General features: G+C 66.6%; 17 protein-coding genes and 2 pseudogenes. 13 read left to right on the forward strand and 6 right to left on the reverse strand.

The genetic code is table 11. The annotated features are described in order from the left end of the window. Nucleotides 1-14 precede the first annotated feature (14 nt). The 9 genes from CDN38_RS16685 (at nucleotide 15) to usfY (ending at nucleotide 9253) form a co-directional block, all read left to right on the forward strand. Nucleotides 15-1217 carry a virulence factor Mce family protein gene (locus CDN38_RS16685; protein ID WP_099319066.1) on the forward strand — a complete coding sequence of 401 codons (1203 nt, stop codon included), beginning with the start codon at nucleotides 15-17 and terminating at the stop codon, nucleotides 1215-1217. Further along, entirely contained in the window at nucleotides 1217-2269 is a 1053-nt protein-coding gene (locus CDN38_RS16690) for a virulence factor Mce family protein (protein ID WP_099319067.1), read from the forward strand. The genes CDN38_RS16685 and CDN38_RS16690 overlap by 1 nt, the downstream gene beginning before the upstream one ends. Next, on the forward strand, nucleotides 2259-3359 hold the full coding sequence (locus CDN38_RS16695) for a virulence factor Mce family protein (protein WP_099319068.1): 1101 nt from the start codon (nucleotides 2259-2261) through the stop codon (nucleotides 3357-3359). Before CDN38_RS16690 ends, CDN38_RS16695 begins: the two co-directional genes overlap by 11 nt. Next, entirely contained in the window at nucleotides 3356-4762 is a 1407-nt protein-coding gene (locus CDN38_RS16700; RefSeq protein WP_099319069.1) for a virulence factor Mce family protein, read from the forward strand. Before CDN38_RS16695 ends, CDN38_RS16700 begins: the two co-directional genes overlap by 4 nt. Then, nucleotides 4759-5919, forward strand: coding sequence for an MCE family protein (locus CDN38_RS16705; protein WP_099319070.1), 1161 nt, complete (start codon nucleotides 4759-4761; stop codon nucleotides 5917-5919). Before CDN38_RS16700 ends, CDN38_RS16705 begins: the two co-directional genes overlap by 4 nt. A gap of 30 nt (nucleotides 5920-5949) precedes the next feature. Further along, nucleotides 5950-7620, forward strand: coding sequence for a virulence factor Mce family protein (locus CDN38_RS16710; protein ID WP_099319071.1), 1671 nt, complete (start codon nucleotides 5950-5952; stop codon nucleotides 7618-7620). Then, complete coding sequence (locus tag CDN38_RS16715) at nucleotides 7620-8336, forward strand: Rv1363c family protein (protein WP_099319072.1); 717 nt, start codon at nucleotides 7620-7622, stop codon at nucleotides 8334-8336. Before CDN38_RS16710 ends, CDN38_RS16715 begins: the two co-directional genes overlap by 1 nt. After that, nucleotides 8336-8836 (forward strand): mammalian cell entry protein, encoded by a 501-nt coding sequence (locus CDN38_RS16720; protein ID WP_099319073.1) that lies wholly within the window; start codon nucleotides 8336-8338, stop codon nucleotides 8834-8836. The genes CDN38_RS16715 and CDN38_RS16720 overlap by 1 nt, the downstream gene beginning before the upstream one ends. A gap of 120 nt (nucleotides 8837-8956) precedes the next feature. After that, nucleotides 8957-9253, forward strand: coding sequence for a protein UsfY (usfY, locus tag CDN38_RS16725; RefSeq protein ID WP_099319074.1), 297 nt, complete (start codon nucleotides 8957-8959; stop codon nucleotides 9251-9253). 66 nt (nucleotides 9254-9319) lie between these two features. On the opposite strand, the gene CDN38_RS16730 is transcribed toward usfY, so the two are convergent. The 3 genes and pseudogenes from CDN38_RS16730 to CDN38_RS16740 form a co-directional block, all read right to left on the reverse strand. Beyond that, nucleotides 9320-9898: a hypothetical protein gene (locus CDN38_RS16730; RefSeq protein WP_099319075.1), complete on the reverse strand. Its 579-nt coding sequence runs from the start codon at nucleotides 9896-9898 to the stop codon at nucleotides 9320-9322. 145 nt (nucleotides 9899-10043) lie between these two features. Continuing rightward, nucleotides 10044-10358: an Rv3488 family transcriptional regulator gene (locus CDN38_RS16735; RefSeq protein WP_099319076.1), complete on the reverse strand. Its 315-nt coding sequence runs from the start codon at nucleotides 10356-10358 to the stop codon at nucleotides 10044-10046. 26 nt (nucleotides 10359-10384) lie between these two features. Further along, a pseudogene (locus tag CDN38_RS16740) lies at nucleotides 10385-10915 on the reverse strand (multicopper oxidase domain-containing protein); the annotation flags it as partial. Between the two features lie 219 nt (nucleotides 10916-11134). On the opposite strand from CDN38_RS16740, the gene CDN38_RS16745 reads away from it, so the two are divergent. After that, the gene (locus CDN38_RS16745; protein WP_099319077.1) at nucleotides 11135-11830 is read left to right on the forward strand and encodes an ABC transporter ATP-binding protein; all 696 of its coding nucleotides are present in this window, start codon (nucleotides 11135-11137) and stop codon (nucleotides 11828-11830) included. After that, nucleotides 11827-12609: an ABC transporter permease gene (locus tag CDN38_RS16750; protein ID WP_099319078.1), complete on the forward strand. Its 783-nt coding sequence runs from the start codon at nucleotides 11827-11829 to the stop codon at nucleotides 12607-12609. Before CDN38_RS16745 ends, CDN38_RS16750 begins: the two co-directional genes overlap by 4 nt. Here the strand turns inward: CDN38_RS16750 and CDN38_RS16755 are convergent. From CDN38_RS16755 to CDN38_RS16765, 3 genes and pseudogenes are all read right to left on the reverse strand, one after another. Further along, nucleotides 12606-14102, reverse strand: coding sequence for an alpha,alpha-trehalose-phosphate synthase (UDP-forming) (locus tag CDN38_RS16755; RefSeq protein ID WP_099319079.1), 1497 nt, complete (start codon nucleotides 14100-14102; stop codon nucleotides 12606-12608). The genes CDN38_RS16750 and CDN38_RS16755 overlap by 4 nt on opposite strands. Further along, a complete protein-coding gene (locus tag CDN38_RS16760) occupies nucleotides 14102-14266 on the reverse strand; it encodes a hypothetical protein (RefSeq protein WP_023368290.1) in 165 nt (54 codons plus the stop codon). Before CDN38_RS16760 ends, CDN38_RS16755 begins: the two co-directional genes overlap by 1 nt. A gap of 55 nt (nucleotides 14267-14321) precedes the next feature. Continuing rightward, a pseudogene (locus tag CDN38_RS16765) lies at nucleotides 14322-14543 on the reverse strand (FAD-dependent oxidoreductase); the annotation flags it as partial. Between the two features lie 240 nt (nucleotides 14544-14783). Here CDN38_RS16765 and CDN38_RS16770 point away from each other — a divergent pair. Next, entirely contained in the window at nucleotides 14784-15731 is a 948-nt protein-coding gene (locus CDN38_RS16770; protein WP_075510108.1) for an enoyl-CoA hydratase, read from the forward strand. A 263-nt stretch (nucleotides 15732-15994) separates the two neighbouring features. Next, complete coding sequence (locus CDN38_RS16775) at nucleotides 15995-16828, forward strand: SDR family oxidoreductase (RefSeq protein WP_075510107.1); 834 nt, start codon at nucleotides 15995-15997, stop codon at nucleotides 16826-16828. The last annotated feature ends 1 nt before the right edge of the window (nucleotide 16829 follow it).

Here is a 16829-nt window from a genome sequence, read left to right on the forward strand (position 1 = left end):
GACTCGGCAGGGACATGGCAGACGGATCGCGACGCACCAGTGTGCGGGTGGCGGCGGCGCTGCTGGCCGGTCTGCTGGTGGGTTCGGCCGTCCTGACCTACCTGTCCTATACCGCGGCCTTTACCTCGACCGACACCGTCATCGTGTCCGCGCCGCGGGCAGGTCTGGTGATGGAGGAGGGCGCCAAGGTCAAGTTCCGCGGCGTCCAGGTCGGCACCGTCGAGGACATCACCTACAGCGGTGACCAGGCACGGCTGCGGCTGGCCATCAGAAGCGGCGAGATGCACTTCATCCCGTCCAACGCGACCGTGCACATCGCCGGCAACACCATCTTCGGCGCCAAGTCGGTGGAGTTCGAGCCGCCCAAGACGGCGCCGTCGCCCACGCCGCTGCGGCCCAATGCGCATGTCGAGGCACCCCAGGTGCAGCTCGAGGTCAACACGCTGTTCCAGTCGCTCATCGACTTGCTGCACAAGATCGACCCGGTCGAATTGAACGGAACGCTCAGCGCGCTGTCCGAAGGCCTGCGCGGCCACGGCGACGACCTCGGCGCGCTATTGGCCGGGCTGAATACGCTGACGCGCCAAGCGAATCCGAAGCTGCCCACGCTGCAGGAGGATTTCCGCAAGGCGGGCATCGTGACCAACGTCTATGCCGACGCCGCGCCCGACCTCAACACCGTGTTCGACAGCCTGCCCACCATCAACAAGACACTGGTGGACAAGCAGAAAGACCTGAACACCACGCTGCTGGCCACCATCGGCCTGGCCAACAACGCCTACGAGACGCTGGAGCCCGCCGAGCAGAACTTCATCGACGCCATCAACCGGTTGCGGGCCCCGCTGAAGGTGGCCGCCGACTACTCGCCGGAATTCGGCTGTCTGTTCAAGGGAATCGGCCGCGGTATCAAGGAGTTTGCCCCGTTGATCGGTGTCCGCAAGGCGGGCCTGTTCACCTCGTCGAATTTCGTGCTGGGCGCGCCGAGCTACACCTACCCGGAGAGCCTGCCGATCGTCAACGCCTCCGGCGGGCCGAACTGCCGCGGTTTGCCGGACATCCCGACCAAGCAGAACGGTGGGTCGTTCTACCGCGCGCCGTTCCTGGTCACCGATAACGCCTACATCCCCTACGAGCCGTTCACCGAGGTGCAGGTCGACGCGCCGTCGACGCTGCAGTTCTTGTTCCACGGCGCCTTCGCGGAACGGGACGACTTCTGATGGCGGGCGGGGGGATGCCGTCGTATCGCACGATGGTGATCAAGGTCAGCATCTTCGCACTGGCCATGTTGCTGGTGGGCGCGGCCCTGGTGGTGGTGTTCGGCGACTTCCGGTTCGGCCCGACGAACGTCTATCACGCCACCTTCACCAACGCGTCGCGGCTGAAGGCGGGCCAGAAGGTGCGCATCGCCGGGGTGCCGGTCGGGTCGGTTAAGGCCGTTAAGCTCAACTCGGACAACACCATCGACGTGGCATTCGCGATCGACCGGAGCTACACGGTGTACTCGTCCACGCGTGCGGTGGTCCGGTACGAAAACCTGGTCGGCGACCGGTACCTGGAGATCACCTCCGGGCCCGGGGAGCTGCGCAAGCTGCCGCCGGGCGGCACCATCAACGCCCAGCACACCCAGCCGGCACTGGACCTCGATGCGTTGCTGGGGGGACTGAAGCCGGTGCTCAAGGGCCTCGACGCGGACAAGGTCAACACGATCACCAGCGCGGTCATCGAGTTGCTGCAGGGCCAGGGCGGCGCGTTGTCCGACGTGCTCGCCCAGACCAGTGCCTTTTCCACGGCCCTGGGCCAACGCGACCAGCTGATCGGTGACGCGATCACCAACCTCAACGCGGTGCTGGCGACCGTCGACCAGAAGAGCGCGCAATTCTCCGCCACTGTCGACCAGCTGCAACAGCTGATCACCGGGCTGGCCAACAACAAGGACGCGGTTGCCGGCGCGATCCCGCCGCTGGCCTCCACGACGACCGATCTCACCGACCTGCTGAGAAATTCGCGTCGGCCGTTGCAGGGGATCCTGGAAAACACCCGGCCGCTGGCCACCGAGCTCGACGACCGCAAGGCCGAGATCAACAACGACATCGAGCAGCTCGGCGAGGACTACCTGCGGTTGGCCGCGCTCGGCTCCTACGGGGCGTTCTTCAACATCTACTTCTGCACCGTGACGATCAAGATCAACGGTCCGGCCGGCAGCGACATCTTGATCCCGATGGGCGGCCAGCCGGATCCCAGCAAGGGAAGGTGCGCCTTTGCCAAATAACGAGCCAAATAACGAGCCAAATAACAACAAGCCAAGCAGTAAACGCGATCGCGACCCGCTGCGCACCGGCATCTTCGGCGTGGTGTTGGTGGCCTGCGTCGTGCTGATCGCATTCGGCTACGCCGGGCTGCCCTTCATTCCCCAGGGCAAGACCTACGACGCCTATTTCACCGATGCGGGCGGTATCACGCCCGGTAACGCCGTCTACGTCTCGGGCTTCAAGGTGGGCAAGGTCACCGACGTGAGCCTGGCCGGTGACAGCGCCAAGATCACCTTCAGTGTGGACCGCAAGGTCGTCGTCGGCGACCAGTCGCTGGCCGCGATCCGGACCGACACCATCCTGGGCGAGCGGTCCATCTCGGTGACCCCGGCCGGCAGCGGGCATGCCACCACGATTCCGCTGAGCCGCACCACCACGCCCTACACCCTCAACGGCGCCCTCGAGGACCTGGGCCGCAACGCCAACAACCTGAACAAGCCGCAGTTCGAGCAGGCATTGAAGGTGCTCACCGAGACGCTGCACGACGCCACACCGCAGCTGCGCGGTGCGCTGGACGGCGTGACGTCGCTGTCGCGCACCCTGAACAGCCGCGACGAAGCGCTGCAGGGCCTGCTGGCGCACGCCAAGACGGTAACCGGGGTGTTGTCGCAGCGCGCCGAGCAGGTCAACAAGCTGATCGATGACGGCAACCAGCTGTTCGCCGCGCTCGACGAGCGCCGTGCCGCGCTGGGCGCACTCATCTCCGGCATCGACGACGTCTCGGCGCAGATTTCCGGCTTCGTCGCCGACAACCGCCGAGAGTTCGGCCCGGCCCTGTCCAAGCTCAACCAGGTGCTGAGCAACCTCAACGAGCGCCGCGACTACATCACCGAAGCCCTCAAGCGGCTGCCGGCCTACGCGACCACGCTGGGCGAGGTCGTCGGATCCGGACCGGGATTCAACGTCAACGTCTTCAGCGCGATTCCGGCGCCGCTGATGGCCATGGTGTTCGACATGGTCTACCAGCCCGGCAAACTGCCGGACAGCTTTGCCGACTATCTGCGCGGGCTCATCCAGGAACGCTGGATCATTAGGCCGAAGTCACCATGACGACCGCCATGCAGCGACGTTTCGGCCGCCGGCGGGTACGGACCGCCACCATCATCGCGTTGGTCGCGATGCTGGTGGGCGGTGTCTACGTGCTGGCTTCGGTGGGCGGCCACGGCCGCAAGATCGTCGCGTACTTCACTTCCGCCGTCGGGCTCTACCCCGGCGACGAGGTCCGCATCCTCGGAGTTCCGGTCGGTACGGTGGACACGATCGAGCCGCGGCCGTCCGACGTCAAGATCACCATGTCGGTGTCCGAGGGCGTCAAGATTCCCCGCGACGCCCAGGCCGTCATCATGTCGCCAAACCTGGTGGCCGCGCGGTTCATTCAGCTCACTCCCGCCTACACCGGCGGCGCGGTGCTGCCCGAGGGAGCCAGCATCGAGCTGTCCCGCACCGCGGTCCCGGTGGAGTGGGACGAGGTCAAGGAAGCGCTGACGCAACTGTCGGTCACGCTCAGCCCGGCGGCGGGGGAACTGCAGGGCCCGCTGGGAGCAGCGATCGACCAGGCCGCAAGCACGCTCGACGGCAACGGCGACTCGTTCCACAAGGCGCTGCAAGAGCTTTCGCAAGTGGCTGGGCGCCTGGGGGATTCGCGCAGCGACATTTTCAGCACGGTCAAGAACCTGCAGGTGCTGGTCGACGCGCTGTCGCAGAGCAACGAACAGATCGTGCAGTTCGCCGGGCACGTGGCCGCGGTGTCACAGGTGCTCGCCGACAGCTCACGCAACCTCGACCACACCCTGGGTACGCTCAACCAGGCGCTCTCCGATATCCGGGGGTTTCTGCACGAGAACAACTCGACGCTGATCGAAACGGTCAGCCAGCTGGGCGACCTCACCCAGACCTTGAGTAACCAGAGCGACAACCTCGAGCAGGTGTTGCACGTGGCGGGTCCCGGTATCGCCAACTTCTACAACATCTACGACCCCGCGCAGGGCACCCTGAACGGTCTGTTGTCGATACCCAACTTCGCCAACCCCGTGCAATTCATCTGCGGCGGCTCCTTCGACACCCCTGCGGGAACTTCGGGACCCGACTACTACCGGCGCGCCGAATTGTGCCGGGAGCGCTTGGGCCCGGTGCTGCGCCGGCTCACGGCGAACTACCCGCCGCTCATGTTCCACCCGCTCAACACCATCACGGCCTACAAGGGCCAGGTCATCTACGACACCCCGGCCACCCAGGCCAAGGCCGAGACGCCGGTTCCGGAGTTGACCTGGATTCCGGCCAAGCCGGCGACACAGCCCGCGCCGGGCAACACCACCGACCTGCAGAGCCTGCTTGTTCCGCAGGCGCCGGGCCCCCCGCCCGGGTACGGCCCGCTGCCGGGGCCGCCGCCTGCTCCGGCTGCCTCCCCGGCGCCCGGGGCACCGCTGCCCGCCGAGCAGGGGGCCGGCCGGTGAGACGAATCATGTTGCGCGCCGGCGTGTTTGCTGCGGGCAGCACGCTGCTCGCCGGTTGTCAGTTCGGCGGGCTGAACTCGCTTCCGTTGCCCGGCACCGCCGGCCACGGCGACGGCGCATACACGATCACCGCTGAGATGCCCGACGTGGCCACGCTGCCGCAGAACTCGCCGGTGATGGTCGACGACGTCACCGTCGGCAGTGTCGCCGGCATCGACGCCATGCAGCGGCCCGACGGATCCTTTTATGCCGCAGTGAAATTGGCTCTCGACAAGCAAGTGGTGCTGCCGTGCAACTCCACCGCCACGGTCGCCCAGACGTCGCTGCTGGGCTCGATGCACATCGACCTGGTGCGTCCGGCGGACCATCCGACCGGCAAGTTGAGCGACCCTGGCTGCCCGCCAATCCCGGAGTCCCGCACCGGCCGCGCGCCCACGACCGAGGAGGTGTTCGCGGCACTCGGGGTGGTGGTCAACAAGGGCAATGTCGGTGCGCTGGAGGAGATCACCGACGAGACCTATCAAGCCGTGGCGGGCCGGCAGGGTCAGTTCACAGACTTGATCCCCAGGCTCGCGGAGTTGACGGCCGGTCTCAACAAGCAGGTCAACGACATCATCAACGCGGTCGACGGGCTGAACAGATTCGCCGCAATCCTGGCGCGGGACAAGGACAATCTGGGCCGGGCGCTGGACACCTTGCCCGACGCGCTTCGGGTGCTCAACAAGAACCGCGCCAGCATCGTCGAGGCGTTCGCCGCGCTGAAAAAGCTGGCCATGGTCACCTCCCACGTACTGTCCAAGACCAAGACCGACTTCGCCGCAGACCTGAAAGACCTCTACTCCGTCGTCAAGGCGATCAACGACAACCGTAAGGAATTCGTCACCTCGCAGCAGCTGCTGCTGACCTTCCCGTTCCCCAACTTCGGCATCAAGCAGGCGGTGCGCGGCGACTACCTCAACGTGTTCACCACGTTCGACCTGACCCTGCGGCGAATCGGTGAGACGTTCTTCACCACGTCGTATGCACTCGACCCGAACATGGCGCACCTGGACGAGGTCCTCAACCCGCCCGACTTCTTGACCGGGGAACTGGCCAACCTGTCCGGACAGGCGGCCGACCCGTTCAAGATTCCGCCCGGTACGGCTTCGGGTCAGTAAGGGTCAGTAAGGGGCAGTAGGGATGCGGAGATGATCGACAGACTCACCAGGATCCAGCTGGCCATCTTCGGGGTGATCACCGTCATCACCCTGGTGGTGATGGGTGTCTTCTACCTGCGGTTGCCGGCCACGTTCGGCCTCGGAACCTACGGTGTCAGCGCCGATTTCGTCGCCGGTGGTGGTTTGTACAAGAACGCCAACGTCACCTACCGCGGTGTGGAAGTGGGGCGGGTGCAGTCGGTCGAGCTGAATCCGTCCGGCGTCACCGCCGAAATACGGCTGAACAGCGGCACTCCGATTCCCTCGAACGTCACCGCCACCGTGAAGAGTGTGTCGGCCATCGGCGAGCAGTACGTCGACCTGGTGCCGCCCGCCAATCCGTCGCCGGCCAAGCTGCGCAACGGATCCAAGATCGAGCGCAAGAACACCCGGATCGGCCAAGACGTCGCCGACCTGCTGCACAAGGCCGAGGTGCTGGTCAACAGTCTGGGCGACACACGGCTGCGGGAATTGCTGCACGAGGCGTTCACCGCGACCAACGGCACCGGTCCGGAGCTGGCCCGGCTGGTGGAATCGGCACGGTTGCTGGTGGACGAGGCCAACACCAACTACCCGCAGGTCTCGCAGCTGATCGATCAGGCCGGTCCGTTCCTGCAAGCTCAAGTCCGCGCCGGCGCCGACATCAAGTCGCTGGCCGACGGGCTGGCGCGGTTCACCGCCGAGCTCCGTGCGGCCGACCCGCGGCTGCGTGACACCCTGGCCACCGCTCCGGACGCGATCGACGAGGCCAACACGGCGTTCTCCGGTATCCGGCCCTCCTTCCCGGCGCTGGCGGCCAGCCTGGCCAACCTGGGCCGGGTGGGCGTGATCTATCACAAGTCGATCGAGCAGCTGCTGGTGGTGCTGCCGGCGCTGTTCGCCGCGCTCACCACCGCCGCCGGTGGGGTGCCCCAGGACGAGGGCGCCAAGCTGGACTTCAAGATCGATCTGAACGACCCGCCGCCGTGCAACGTCGGCTTCATTCCGCCGCCGCTGATCCGCTCGCCCGCCGACGAGGGGCTGCGGGAAATCCCGACGGACATGTACTGCAAGACCGCCCAGAACGACCCCAGCACGGTGCGGGGCGCGCGGAACTACCCGTGCCAGGAGTTTCCCGGCAAGCGGGCGCCGACGATCCAGTTGTGCCGCGACCCGAAGGGCTACGTGCCGCTCGGCCGCAACCCGTGGCGCGGGCCGCCGGTCCCGTACGACACACCGGTGACCAATGGGCTGAACGTGTTGCCACCCAACAAGTTTCCCTACATTCCGCCGGACGCCGATCCGGACCCGGGCACGCCGATCGCCGGGCCGCCGCCACCGGGCGTGGTCCCCGGTCCCGGACCGGCGCCGCACCAGCCGGCGCAGCCGGCGCCGCCGCCCAACGACAACGGCCCGCCGCCGCCCTTCACGTCGTGGATGCCCCCGGATTACCCGCCGCAGCCACCGCTGCTTCCGTACCCGAAGACGCTGCCGCCGCCGCCCCCGCCGGTGGGCACCGGACCGGAACCGCAAGCCAGCGGGCAGGCTTACACCACCTATGACCAGAACACCGGAGTCTTCAAGGACCCGGCGGGCGGCACTGGTATCTTCGCGCCCGGCATCAGCGGCGCATCCAGCGCGGAGAATTGGGTGGACCTCATGCTTGCTCCGAAGGCTATGTAGTGGCACCACAGCAGCCGGGGGCGCAGCGGGTGCGCCGGCGGGCGTCTCGCGCGGCGGGTCCGGCCAAGGCGGCATCGAGCGACGGTGAAGCAGCCGAAGCCCCCGTCAAGGTCGCGTCCACGGCGGAGCCGAAGCGGCCGGCCAAGCCGGTCACGCCGGTCACGGCTCGGTCGGCGGTCCGGCCGCCGCCCCGGCGACGGGCCCGCGGCCGGCTGGTGGCCTGGATCTCGCTGGCGGCCGCGGTGGTGGTCATCGGCGCGCTGAGCTCGGGGGTGCTGGTCCTGGTCGGTCAGCATCGAGACGCCGACGCCGAGCAGGCCCGGCAGCGACGCTTCGTCGACACCGCCACGCAGCTGGTGGTCAACATGTTCAGCTACACGCCGAACACCATCGACGAGGCCGTCAACCGATTCGTCAACAGCACCAGCGGTCCGCTGCGCGGCATGCTCAGCGCCAACAACAACGTCGACAACCTCAAAGGCCTGTTCCGCGCCACCAACGCCACGTCCGAGGCCGTCATCAACGGTGCCGCCCTGGAAGGCATCGACGCCGTCAGCGACAACGCTTCGGTGCTGGTTTCGGTGCGGGTCACGGTTGCCGATATCGACGGCGTCAACAAACCGTCCATGCCCTACCGGTTACGGGTCATCGTGCACGAGGACGAGACCGGACGGATGACCGGCTACGACCTGAAGTATCCCGACGGGGGCAACTGATGCGACTGCGGCGCGTGTGGCGTGCGCTGGGTGCCGTTGCCGGTGTCCTGCTGGTCGCCGCGATCGTGGGACTGGCCGCGGCCGGCGGGTGGTTCTACTGGGACCGGGTGGAATCCACCGGCGAGCGGGCCGCACGGGCGGAGTTGCCGAAGGTGGCCGCCGACCAGATACCGAAGGTGTTCGCCTACGACTACCAGACGGTCGAACGCAGCCTCAGCGACGCCTACCCGCTGTTGACGCCGGACTATCGCCAGGAGTTCAAGCGCAGCGCCAACGCGCAGATCATCCCGGAGGCCAAGAAGCGCGAGGTGGTGGTCCAGGCCAATGTGGTCGGCGTGGGAGTGATGTCGGCGCAACGAAATTCGGCGTCGGTGATGGTGTACATGAACCGCACCGTGACCGACAAGTCACGCCAGCCGCTCTACGACGGCAGCCGGCTGCGGGTGGACTACAAGCGCATCGACGGCAAGTGGCTGATCGCCTACATCACGCCGATCTGAGCCCGGTCCCGAGCGGTCGAGGCCGGAGCCGACGCAGCTGCGCGACCCGGAAAATTATCTGTGACCTAGCGCACAATCTAGGCGTACTCTAGAGGCGTCTCTTGGAGAAGGGAGACGTCAATGAAGGGTGCATATCGCGATCCGGTGGAGCACTCCCGAACCACCCAACCGCATGCCGGTGAATCGTTCATCGACACACTGTGGCTGCCGGGGTTGTTTCTCATCGTCCTCGGCGTGATCGGCCTGGCCGGGATTGTGGCTTCCCTGGCCTACAACCGTCACGAGCTGCTACTAACGCTGGGCTCAGCCGCGGCGGGTTTGCTGATCGCCGGTGGGTTGTTGATCATGGCCGAGCATCACCGGGTACAACGCGTGGAACGTCGGTGGCTGGCTGAACACCCGGACTACTGGCGTTAGCTCCAGGTAGGGCACTCGGGCGCCCGTCGTAACGACGCGCCCGCAGCTATTGCTGCCCGTCGCCTGTCAGTAGCAGATGGCAATCTGGTTGCAGCGCAACGGGTACCGTTCGATCGGGCTGGGCGGCGGCCCCACCAGCTGGAGTGAGAACGGCTCCTTTTTCATGTCTGGCGCCAGACCACAGACCGCGCCATGCAAGCTGGTGTGCGTGCCGCTCATGTTCTCGTCGCTGAACGCATAGGTTTCGGTTGACGGCGCGGTGCTGCCGTCGGGACACAACACGCCCTCTGCCTGGTTCACCTGGAAGGTCCACAGCACACTGGTCAGCCGAGCCCGGGCGCTGAAGTTCTGCAGCTTGTCGGCGCGGGTGAGCTGTTGGGGCGTCGTGCTCGCGATATTGAGCGCACACTGGAACGCCCACGTGACCGGGTCGGAGTAGTCGTTCATGTTGCGCGTTCCGGACGGCTGGTCGCACAGCGCGGTGATGGTCCAGGTAACCCCGGACACGCCGGCCTGGTTGAAGGAGTAGGCACCGTCCGGCGGTGGCGCGACAGCATGGGCCGGGTCGCCTGATTCCAGCGCGGTCGCCAGTGCGACGGCTGAGACGATGCCCGCGCCGGCGGCCAGTCCGTGACGGATGTTCACGTCGCTTCCTCCTCGATCTTCTTCTCTGCCTGCCATGCTGCGGTGCTGCATCGAGTATCACAGCGTTTCGGCAGGAACACCATGGCTTCGCAACGCCGGCCGGCGCGCTAGGTCAGGCCCAGCTCAGGCCCAGCTCAGGCCCCGGTCAGGCCCCGGTCAGGTTCTCGGTGCCGAGGACTTCGTGGGCCAGCTCTCGAAGGGCACGGCGATCGTCGGCCAACGCCGCGCGTCCGGCCGCGGTGGCCCGGTAGACGCGGCGCGCCCGGCCGGCCACCACCTGTTGCTCCGACACCAGCAGATCGTCGGCCTCCAGCCGGTGCAGTGTCGGATACAGGGTGCCGGGGCTCACCTGGTATCCGTGGCGGCTCAGTTCCCCGGTCAGCCACGCGCCATGGACTTCTCCCTCGGCGGCGTGATGCAGGATGTGCAGCCGCATTGGGGCCCGCTGAAATTCCCGCATAGACAACCCCTTTCGGGATAACCCCGTTGTTGGTGGCAGTGCAACAGCGACAGCCCCGGTTGGTCGGCGGTGAAATCGACCTCCATGATCTGGTACCCGTCCAGCATCGCCACATCCTTGCGAACGCCTGTCGTCGGTGTGCCTGCGACATGGGTGATTTCGAAGGTATGCCGATGCAGATGCATCGGGTGGATGTCGTCGGTGGCGTTGCGGAACCGCAGCCGGTAGCGCTGTCCCCGGACCATGTCGAGGACCGGTTGGTTGGTGCCCATGGCGAACGCGGCGCCGTTGAGGGTCCAGACGTTGAACCCGCTGCTGGCGGCGTTGCGCTTTTCGATGAGCAGGTCGATAACCTGATCCGCGGCCGGGGGAGCGCCGCCGCTGCCGAACACCCGGTAGTCCCAGCCAAACTCGGGCGGCGGGGCCCATTGCGGGTCGCCGGTGCGGCCGGCGTATTCGACGACGGTGCCCATGCCCGCTTGACGGTCCTCGTCGGAGAGGTCGCCGAGGATCCAGACCCCGGGGTGGTTCATCTCCACGATCGCCGAGACGCGTTTGGTTTTTCAGCTCGGCGACCGCGTCGCCGGCCAGCAAGCCGCCGGGCAGTTGTGGACGTCGACGGTGATCTGCTTGCCCTCGGTAAACCTCAGCAGTGGGCCGGGGAACTGCTAACTCGGACTCCGATATCGTGTTCCGATAGTCTTCGGGGCGAGCGTACCGCAGATGCTGGGCCCCGCGACCGACCCCTACACACGAGAGCAGACCAAGGCGTGGCAGTGGATCAGGATTCGGTGTTCGAATTCATCGATGTCGTCGTCGAACGCGACCGGGTGCGAGCGTTGGACGGGTTCACCGGCGCCATTCCTCGGCACGGGCTGACGGCGGTGTTTGGCCCGTCGGGATCGGGCAAGTCGACGCTGCTGCGGTTGTGCAATCGACTGGAGGTGCCGACGAGCGGGCGAGTATTGTTCTGCGGCAAGGACATCTCCGGCATCGACCCGCTGTGGCTGCGACGCCGGGTGGGCATGTGTTTTCAGCGTCCGACGCCGTTTCCGGGCACGGTGGCCGACAACCTGTTGGCGGCCGAGTCGACCGCGTCGCAAGCGCAGCTGCAGGACACGCTGGCGCGGGTGGCGCTCACCGGGTCATGGTTGGACCGCGACGCGACCGCGTTGTCGGGCGGGGAGGCGCAGCGCATGTGCCTGGCCCGCACCCTGATGGCCCGCCCGCAGGTGCTGCTGCTCGACGAACCCACCTCAGCCGTCGACGCCGAGGCGGCCCGGGTGATCGAGCGTGCGGTGCGTCGGCTGGCCGACGACGGCATTCCCGCCCTGTGGGTCACCCACGACCCGGCGCAAGCCGAGCGGGCCGCTGACCGGATATTGCACATCGAACGGGGCCGCTGCGTGGGACTCGTCGACGTCGCTTCCAAGCCGGCCGACGGTAAGGCCGACGATCAGGTGACGTCGTGACCGGCCAGGTCGGTTGGATCGGGCTGGCGACATCACTGGCCCTGGTGGTGTTCGCGGCGGGGATCTCGCTGTGGCAGCGGCTGGGCCTGGAAAGGCAGGTGGTGTGGGCGGCCGCCCGCGCGCTGGTGCAGTTGCTGCTCGTCGGGGGCGCGCTGACGCTGCTCTTCGCACCCGGTCGGTCGCTGTGGTGGTCGTGGGCGTGGACCGCCGGCATGATCGGCTACGCCGGCGATGTCGCCCGCCGGCGGGCAGCCGAGGTGCCCCGGCTGGCGCCGCTGGCCATCGCCGCGTTCGCCGCGGCGGCCGCGATCACCTTGGGGGTGATATTCGGGCTGCGGGTCTTTCCGCTGCAGGCCCGAACCCTGGTGCCGATTGCCGGGATGATGATCGGCAACTCGATGACCGCCATGGTGCTGGTAGCCCGGCGCCTGGTCGACGAGCTGCGCGACAAACGTGACGAGGTGGAAGCCAGACTCGCCCTCGGGCAGCCGTCGCGCCAGGCCGCGGCTCCCTATCTGCGGATCGCGCTGCGGTCGGCGATCTCGCCGCAGATCGAGACAACGAAAGCCACCGGGCTGGTGTTCCTGCCCGGCGCCATGACCGGACTCATCCTGGCCGGGGTACCACCGGTGCAGGCCGTGCTGGTGCAGGCGGTGGTGATGTTCCTGGTCCTGGGCTCGGTCGCGACCACCACCGTCGTGGTCGCCCTCGGGCTGGTGCGCCTGGTTTTCACCCGGGACCATCGGTTACTGCCGCTGCGCTCCCGGCCCCGGAATTAATCCGGGTCCTTCGGACGCGCCTCGGCGAGGGCATCGAGGAACGAGCGGGCCCAGCGGTCCACGTCATGGGCCAGCACCTGGCGTCGCAGCGCGCGCATCCGGCGCCGTCCCTCCTCGTCGGTCTGGTTGAGCGCCGCCTCGATCGCGTCCTTGAGCCCTTCGAGGTCATGCGGGTTGACCAGGTATGCCTGTCGCAGTTCGGCGGCGGCTCCGGTGAATTCACTGAGGACCAGGGCGCCGCCGAGATCACTGCGGCACGCGACGTACTCCTTGGCCACCAGGTTCATCCCGTCCCGCAGCGGAGTGACCAACATGACGTCACTGGCCACGAAATAGGCGATCAGCTCGTCGCGGGGCACCGGACGGTGCAGGTAATGCACGACCGGGTGACCGACCTCGGCGTACTCGCCATTGATGTGGCCGACCTGGCGTTCGATGTCGTTACGCAGTATCTGGTAACTCTCGACCCGTTCGCGGCTGGGTGTTGCCAGCTGGATCAACACGGTGTCGTCGCGTTTGGCGCGTCCCTCGGCTAGCAGCTCGTAGAACGCCTTCAACCGCACGTCGATGCCCTTGGTGTAGTCGAGCCGGTCCACGCCGAGCAGAATCTTGCGGGGGTTGCCGAGTTCGGCGCGGATCTCGCGAGCGCGGCGTTTGATGTTGCGGTTGCGCGCCGCCTGATCGAGGGCGCCGGAGTCGATGGAGATCGGGAAGGCACCCACCCGGACGGTACGGGACTCGAGCTGAACCTCGCCGAACCGCGACCGGACACCGACGGCTCCCCGCGAGGTTTCGGCGCCGACCAGGCGGCGAGACAAGATCAAGAAATTCTGCGCGCCGCCGGCGAGGTGAAACCCCACCAGATCAGCACCGAGCAGGCCTTCGATGATCTCGGTGCGCCACGGCAGCTGCATGAACAGCTCCACCGGCGGGAATGGGATGTGCAAGAAGAATCCGATGGTCAGGTCGGGCCGCATCGTGCGCAGCATCTTAGGAACCAGTTGCAGCTGGTAGTCCTGGACCCACACGATCGCGCCGCGGGCGGCCGCGCGTGAGGTGGCTTCGGCGAAGCGACGGTTGACGTCGACGTACCGCTCCCACCACTCGCGGAGGTAGCGGGGCTTGACGATGACGTCGTGATACAACGGCCACAACGTGGCGTTCGAAAACCCCTCGTAGTACTCTGCGACGTCATCGGCGCTCAGCCGTACCGGATGCAGCTGCAGTTCGTCCTGCAGAATCGGCTCATCGTGGACGGTGGTCTCGGCTTGCGTCCCATCGTCGATCAGGCCGGGCCAGCCGACCCAGGCCCCGCGTCGGCGCCGCAGTAACGGCTCGAGCGCGGTGACCAGCCCGCCGGGGCTGCGCTTCCAGGTGGTGGTGCCGTCGGGAAGCCGCTCCTGGTCGACGGGCAGTCGGTTGGCGACGACGACGAAGTCCGAGTCCCCGAAGACTTCCCTTGTTGTGGGCTCCGCGGATCCCCTGGAAGCCATTAGCTCTCGAGTTTCGCCGGCCCAATACCGAGCATGGACAAGAAAATGCGGCACTCATCGGCGTCGTTGGCGTATGCGGCGACCACCCGCCTGGCCTGGCTCGCGGTGCTGTCGGCCACCGGTTCCACGTCGCCGATATCGCCATGGTCAGTTTTGGTAGGCATTACACAACTGTAAGCGAAGCTAAATCCGGGACGCAGCCGCGGCGGCGAGCCAGGCTCAATCCGCGGCGAGCAGACCGTGATCCCATTGACCATAGACTTCGATTCCGAATTCATCCATGAGCCTGCGGACGTCTGGCTGTGCGTCTTCGTCGCCTACCCACTGCCCGCCGATCTCGAAGAGCGCACCGTTGGAAAGCTTTGCCGACCAGGTGCGCCCGCCAACGCGGGGTCCGGCTTCGAACACGGTTACCGAGTGCCCCGCTTGATGAATGCGGTATGCGGCGGTTAATTAGCCCCGCATATCCCGCCCCCACGACACAGAAACCTGACTCGAGCTGGGCCATCAGTACTCTCCCGAGGAGTCGGGTCAGTGGCCTTACGCTACTCCGTCCGAAGCGGGTAGCGCGGTGATTCAGAATTGACCGAGTGCCGGTCCGCGACAACCCCTGCGGCCCTCTGCTTACAGAGTCGCCGTAATCTGTAAAGATCGATACCCGAGGCAAGACAGGTGGGCGCAATGACACTCTCGGACAGAGCCAGTACCCAAGCCGGCACCGCAGCTGACGGCACCAGGCCCGCCGAGCTGGTGAACTACGAAACCCTCGACGATGGGCGCATCGCGCGGATTTGGCTCAACCGGCCGGAGGCCCACAACGCGCAGAATCGAACCCTGCTGGTTCAGCTCGACGAGGCGTTCTGCCGCGCCGAAGCAGACGACACCGTTCGGGTGGTGATCCTGGCCGCACGGGGAAAGAACTTCTCCGCCGGGCACGATCTCGGGTCCGAGGAGGCGATGCTGGAGCGAAAGCCCGGACCGGCGCAGCATCCGACCTTCCGCTCCCACGGCGCCACCCGCGATGCGGTCATCGAAAAGCTATACCTGCAAGAGTGGCACTTCTATTTCCAGAACACCTGCCGCTGGCGCGATTTGCGCAAGATCACCATCGCTCAGGTTCAGGGCAACGCGATCTCGGCGGGCCTGATGTTGATCTGGGCCTGCGATCTGATCGTCGCCGCCGACAATGCCAAGTTCAGCGACGTGGTGGCGGTAAGACTGGGTATGCCGGGCGTCGAATATTACGCTCACCCTTGGGAATTCGGTCCGCGCAAGGCCAAAGAGCTGTTGCTGACCGGTGATTCGCTGGACGCCGACGAGGCATACCGGCTCGGCATGGTGTCGAAGGTCTTTCCGGCTGCCGAGCTGGAGGAAAAGACCTTGGAGTTCGCGCGGCGCATCGCCGAACGCCCCACCATGGCGGCGTTGCTGGTCAAGGACTCGGTCAACGCCGCCTCCGACGCCATGGGCTTCACCGAGGCGCTGCGGCATGCGTTGCACGTCCACGAGCTGGGACACGCGCACTGGGCCGCCCACAACCAGAACAGATACCCGGTCGGCCTGCCGCCCGACGTCGAAGACTGGCGGACGGCCAAGCCGACCAAGGCGGCCCGCCGGGATACGCCGTAGCGCCGCGATCCAGTCACATCCGTCACACCTGTACCCGGAAAGGGAGAGGTGTCCCTTCTGCCCACCTAATAGCGACACCTTCGGTCGCGACGGCCCGCCACCCGATGTGTCGCTAGTAGCTGGGCAGATTGCCACCCACCTGCGCAAAGAAACCGGTGTGGCAGCTGTGAAAGTTATCGCAGACACCGGGGACTGATGCCCGCGACGACAGCCGCATGGTTCGATGACGAGAACCTGTTTCAGCTTCACCGTAAGGGACTCGAATGCAGCTTTCCTTTCAGGACCGGACCTACCTGGTCACCGGCGGCGGCAGCGGAATCGGCAAGGGGGTGGCCGCCGGTCTGGTGGCGGCCGGAGCCTCGGTCATGATCGTGGGCCGCAACCCCGACCGGCTGGCCGGCGCCGTGCAAGAACTTGAAGCGCTGAAAGCCCGCGGCGGTTCCATCCGCTACGAGCCCGCGGACGTCACCAACGAGGAGGAGACCGCCCGGGCGGTCCACGCGGTAACAGCATGGCACGGGCAGCTGCACGGCGTGGTGCACTGCGCGGGCGGGTCGGAGACCATCGGGCCGATCTCCCAGATCGACTCGGCGGCCTGGCGTCGCACCGTCGACCTCAACGTCAACGGCACCATGTACGTCCTTAAACATGCCGCGCGGGAGATGGTGCGCGGCGGTGGCGGGTCCTTCGTCGGCATCTCTTCGATCGCGGCCAGCAACACCCACCGCTGGTTCGGCGCCTACGGGGTCACCAAGTCCGCCGTCGACCATCTGATGCAGTTAGCGGCCGATGAGCTCGGTCCATCCTGGGTGCGGGTCAACAGCATCCGCCCGGGCCTGATCCGCACCGAACTCGTCGCGCCGGTCATCGAATCGCCGGAGCTGAGTCGCGACTACGCAATCTGCACGCCGCTGCCGCGGGTCGGCGAGGTCGAGGACGTCGCCAACCTCGCGATGTTTCTGCTCAGCGACGCTGCTGGTTTTATCACCGGGCAGGTGATCAACGTCGACGGCGGCCACATGTTGCGACGGGGCCCGGACTTCTCGGCGATGCTGGAACCGGTGTTCGGCCGCGACGGGTTACGCGGAGTGGTCTGAA

It is taken from the genome of Mycobacterium ostraviense (assembly GCF_002705925.1).
GTDB lineage: Bacteria > Actinomycetota > Actinomycetes > Mycobacteriales > Mycobacteriaceae > Mycobacterium > Mycobacterium ostraviense.

Coding starts and splice junctions, on each gene's coding strand:
- CDN38_RS16710 (WP_099319071.1), top strand. CDS start 5,950: ATGATCGACAGACTCACCAGGATCCAGCTGGCCATCTTCGGGGTGATC.
- CDN38_RS16735 (WP_099319076.1), bottom strand. CDS start 10,358: ATGCGGGAATTTCAGCGGGCCCCAATGCGGCTGCACATCCTGCATCAC.
- CDN38_RS16720 (WP_099319073.1), top strand. CDS start 8,336: ATGCGACTGCGGCGCGTGTGGCGTGCGCTGGGTGCCGTTGCCGGTGTC.
- CDN38_RS16685 (WP_099319066.1), top strand. CDS start 15: ATGGCAGACGGATCGCGACGCACCAGTGTGCGGGTGGCGGCGGCGCTG.
- CDN38_RS16690 (WP_099319067.1), top strand. CDS start 1,217: ATGGCGGGCGGGGGGATGCCGTCGTATCGCACGATGGTGATCAAGGTC.
- usfY (WP_099319074.1), top strand. CDS start 8,957: ATGAAGGGTGCATATCGCGATCCGGTGGAGCACTCCCGAACCACCCAA.
- CDN38_RS16760 (WP_023368290.1), bottom strand. CDS start 14,266: ATGCCTACCAAAACTGACCATGGCGATATCGGCGACGTGGAACCGGTG.
- CDN38_RS16700 (WP_099319069.1), top strand. CDS start 3,356: ATGACGACCGCCATGCAGCGACGTTTCGGCCGCCGGCGGGTACGGACC.
- CDN38_RS16770 (WP_075510108.1), top strand. CDS start 14,784: ATGACACTCTCGGACAGAGCCAGTACCCAAGCCGGCACCGCAGCTGAC.
- CDN38_RS16755 (WP_099319079.1), bottom strand. CDS start 14,102: ATGGCTTCCAGGGGATCCGCGGAGCCCACAACAAGGGAAGTCTTCGGG.
- CDN38_RS16775 (WP_075510107.1), top strand. CDS start 15,995: ATGCAGCTTTCCTTTCAGGACCGGACCTACCTGGTCACCGGCGGCGGC.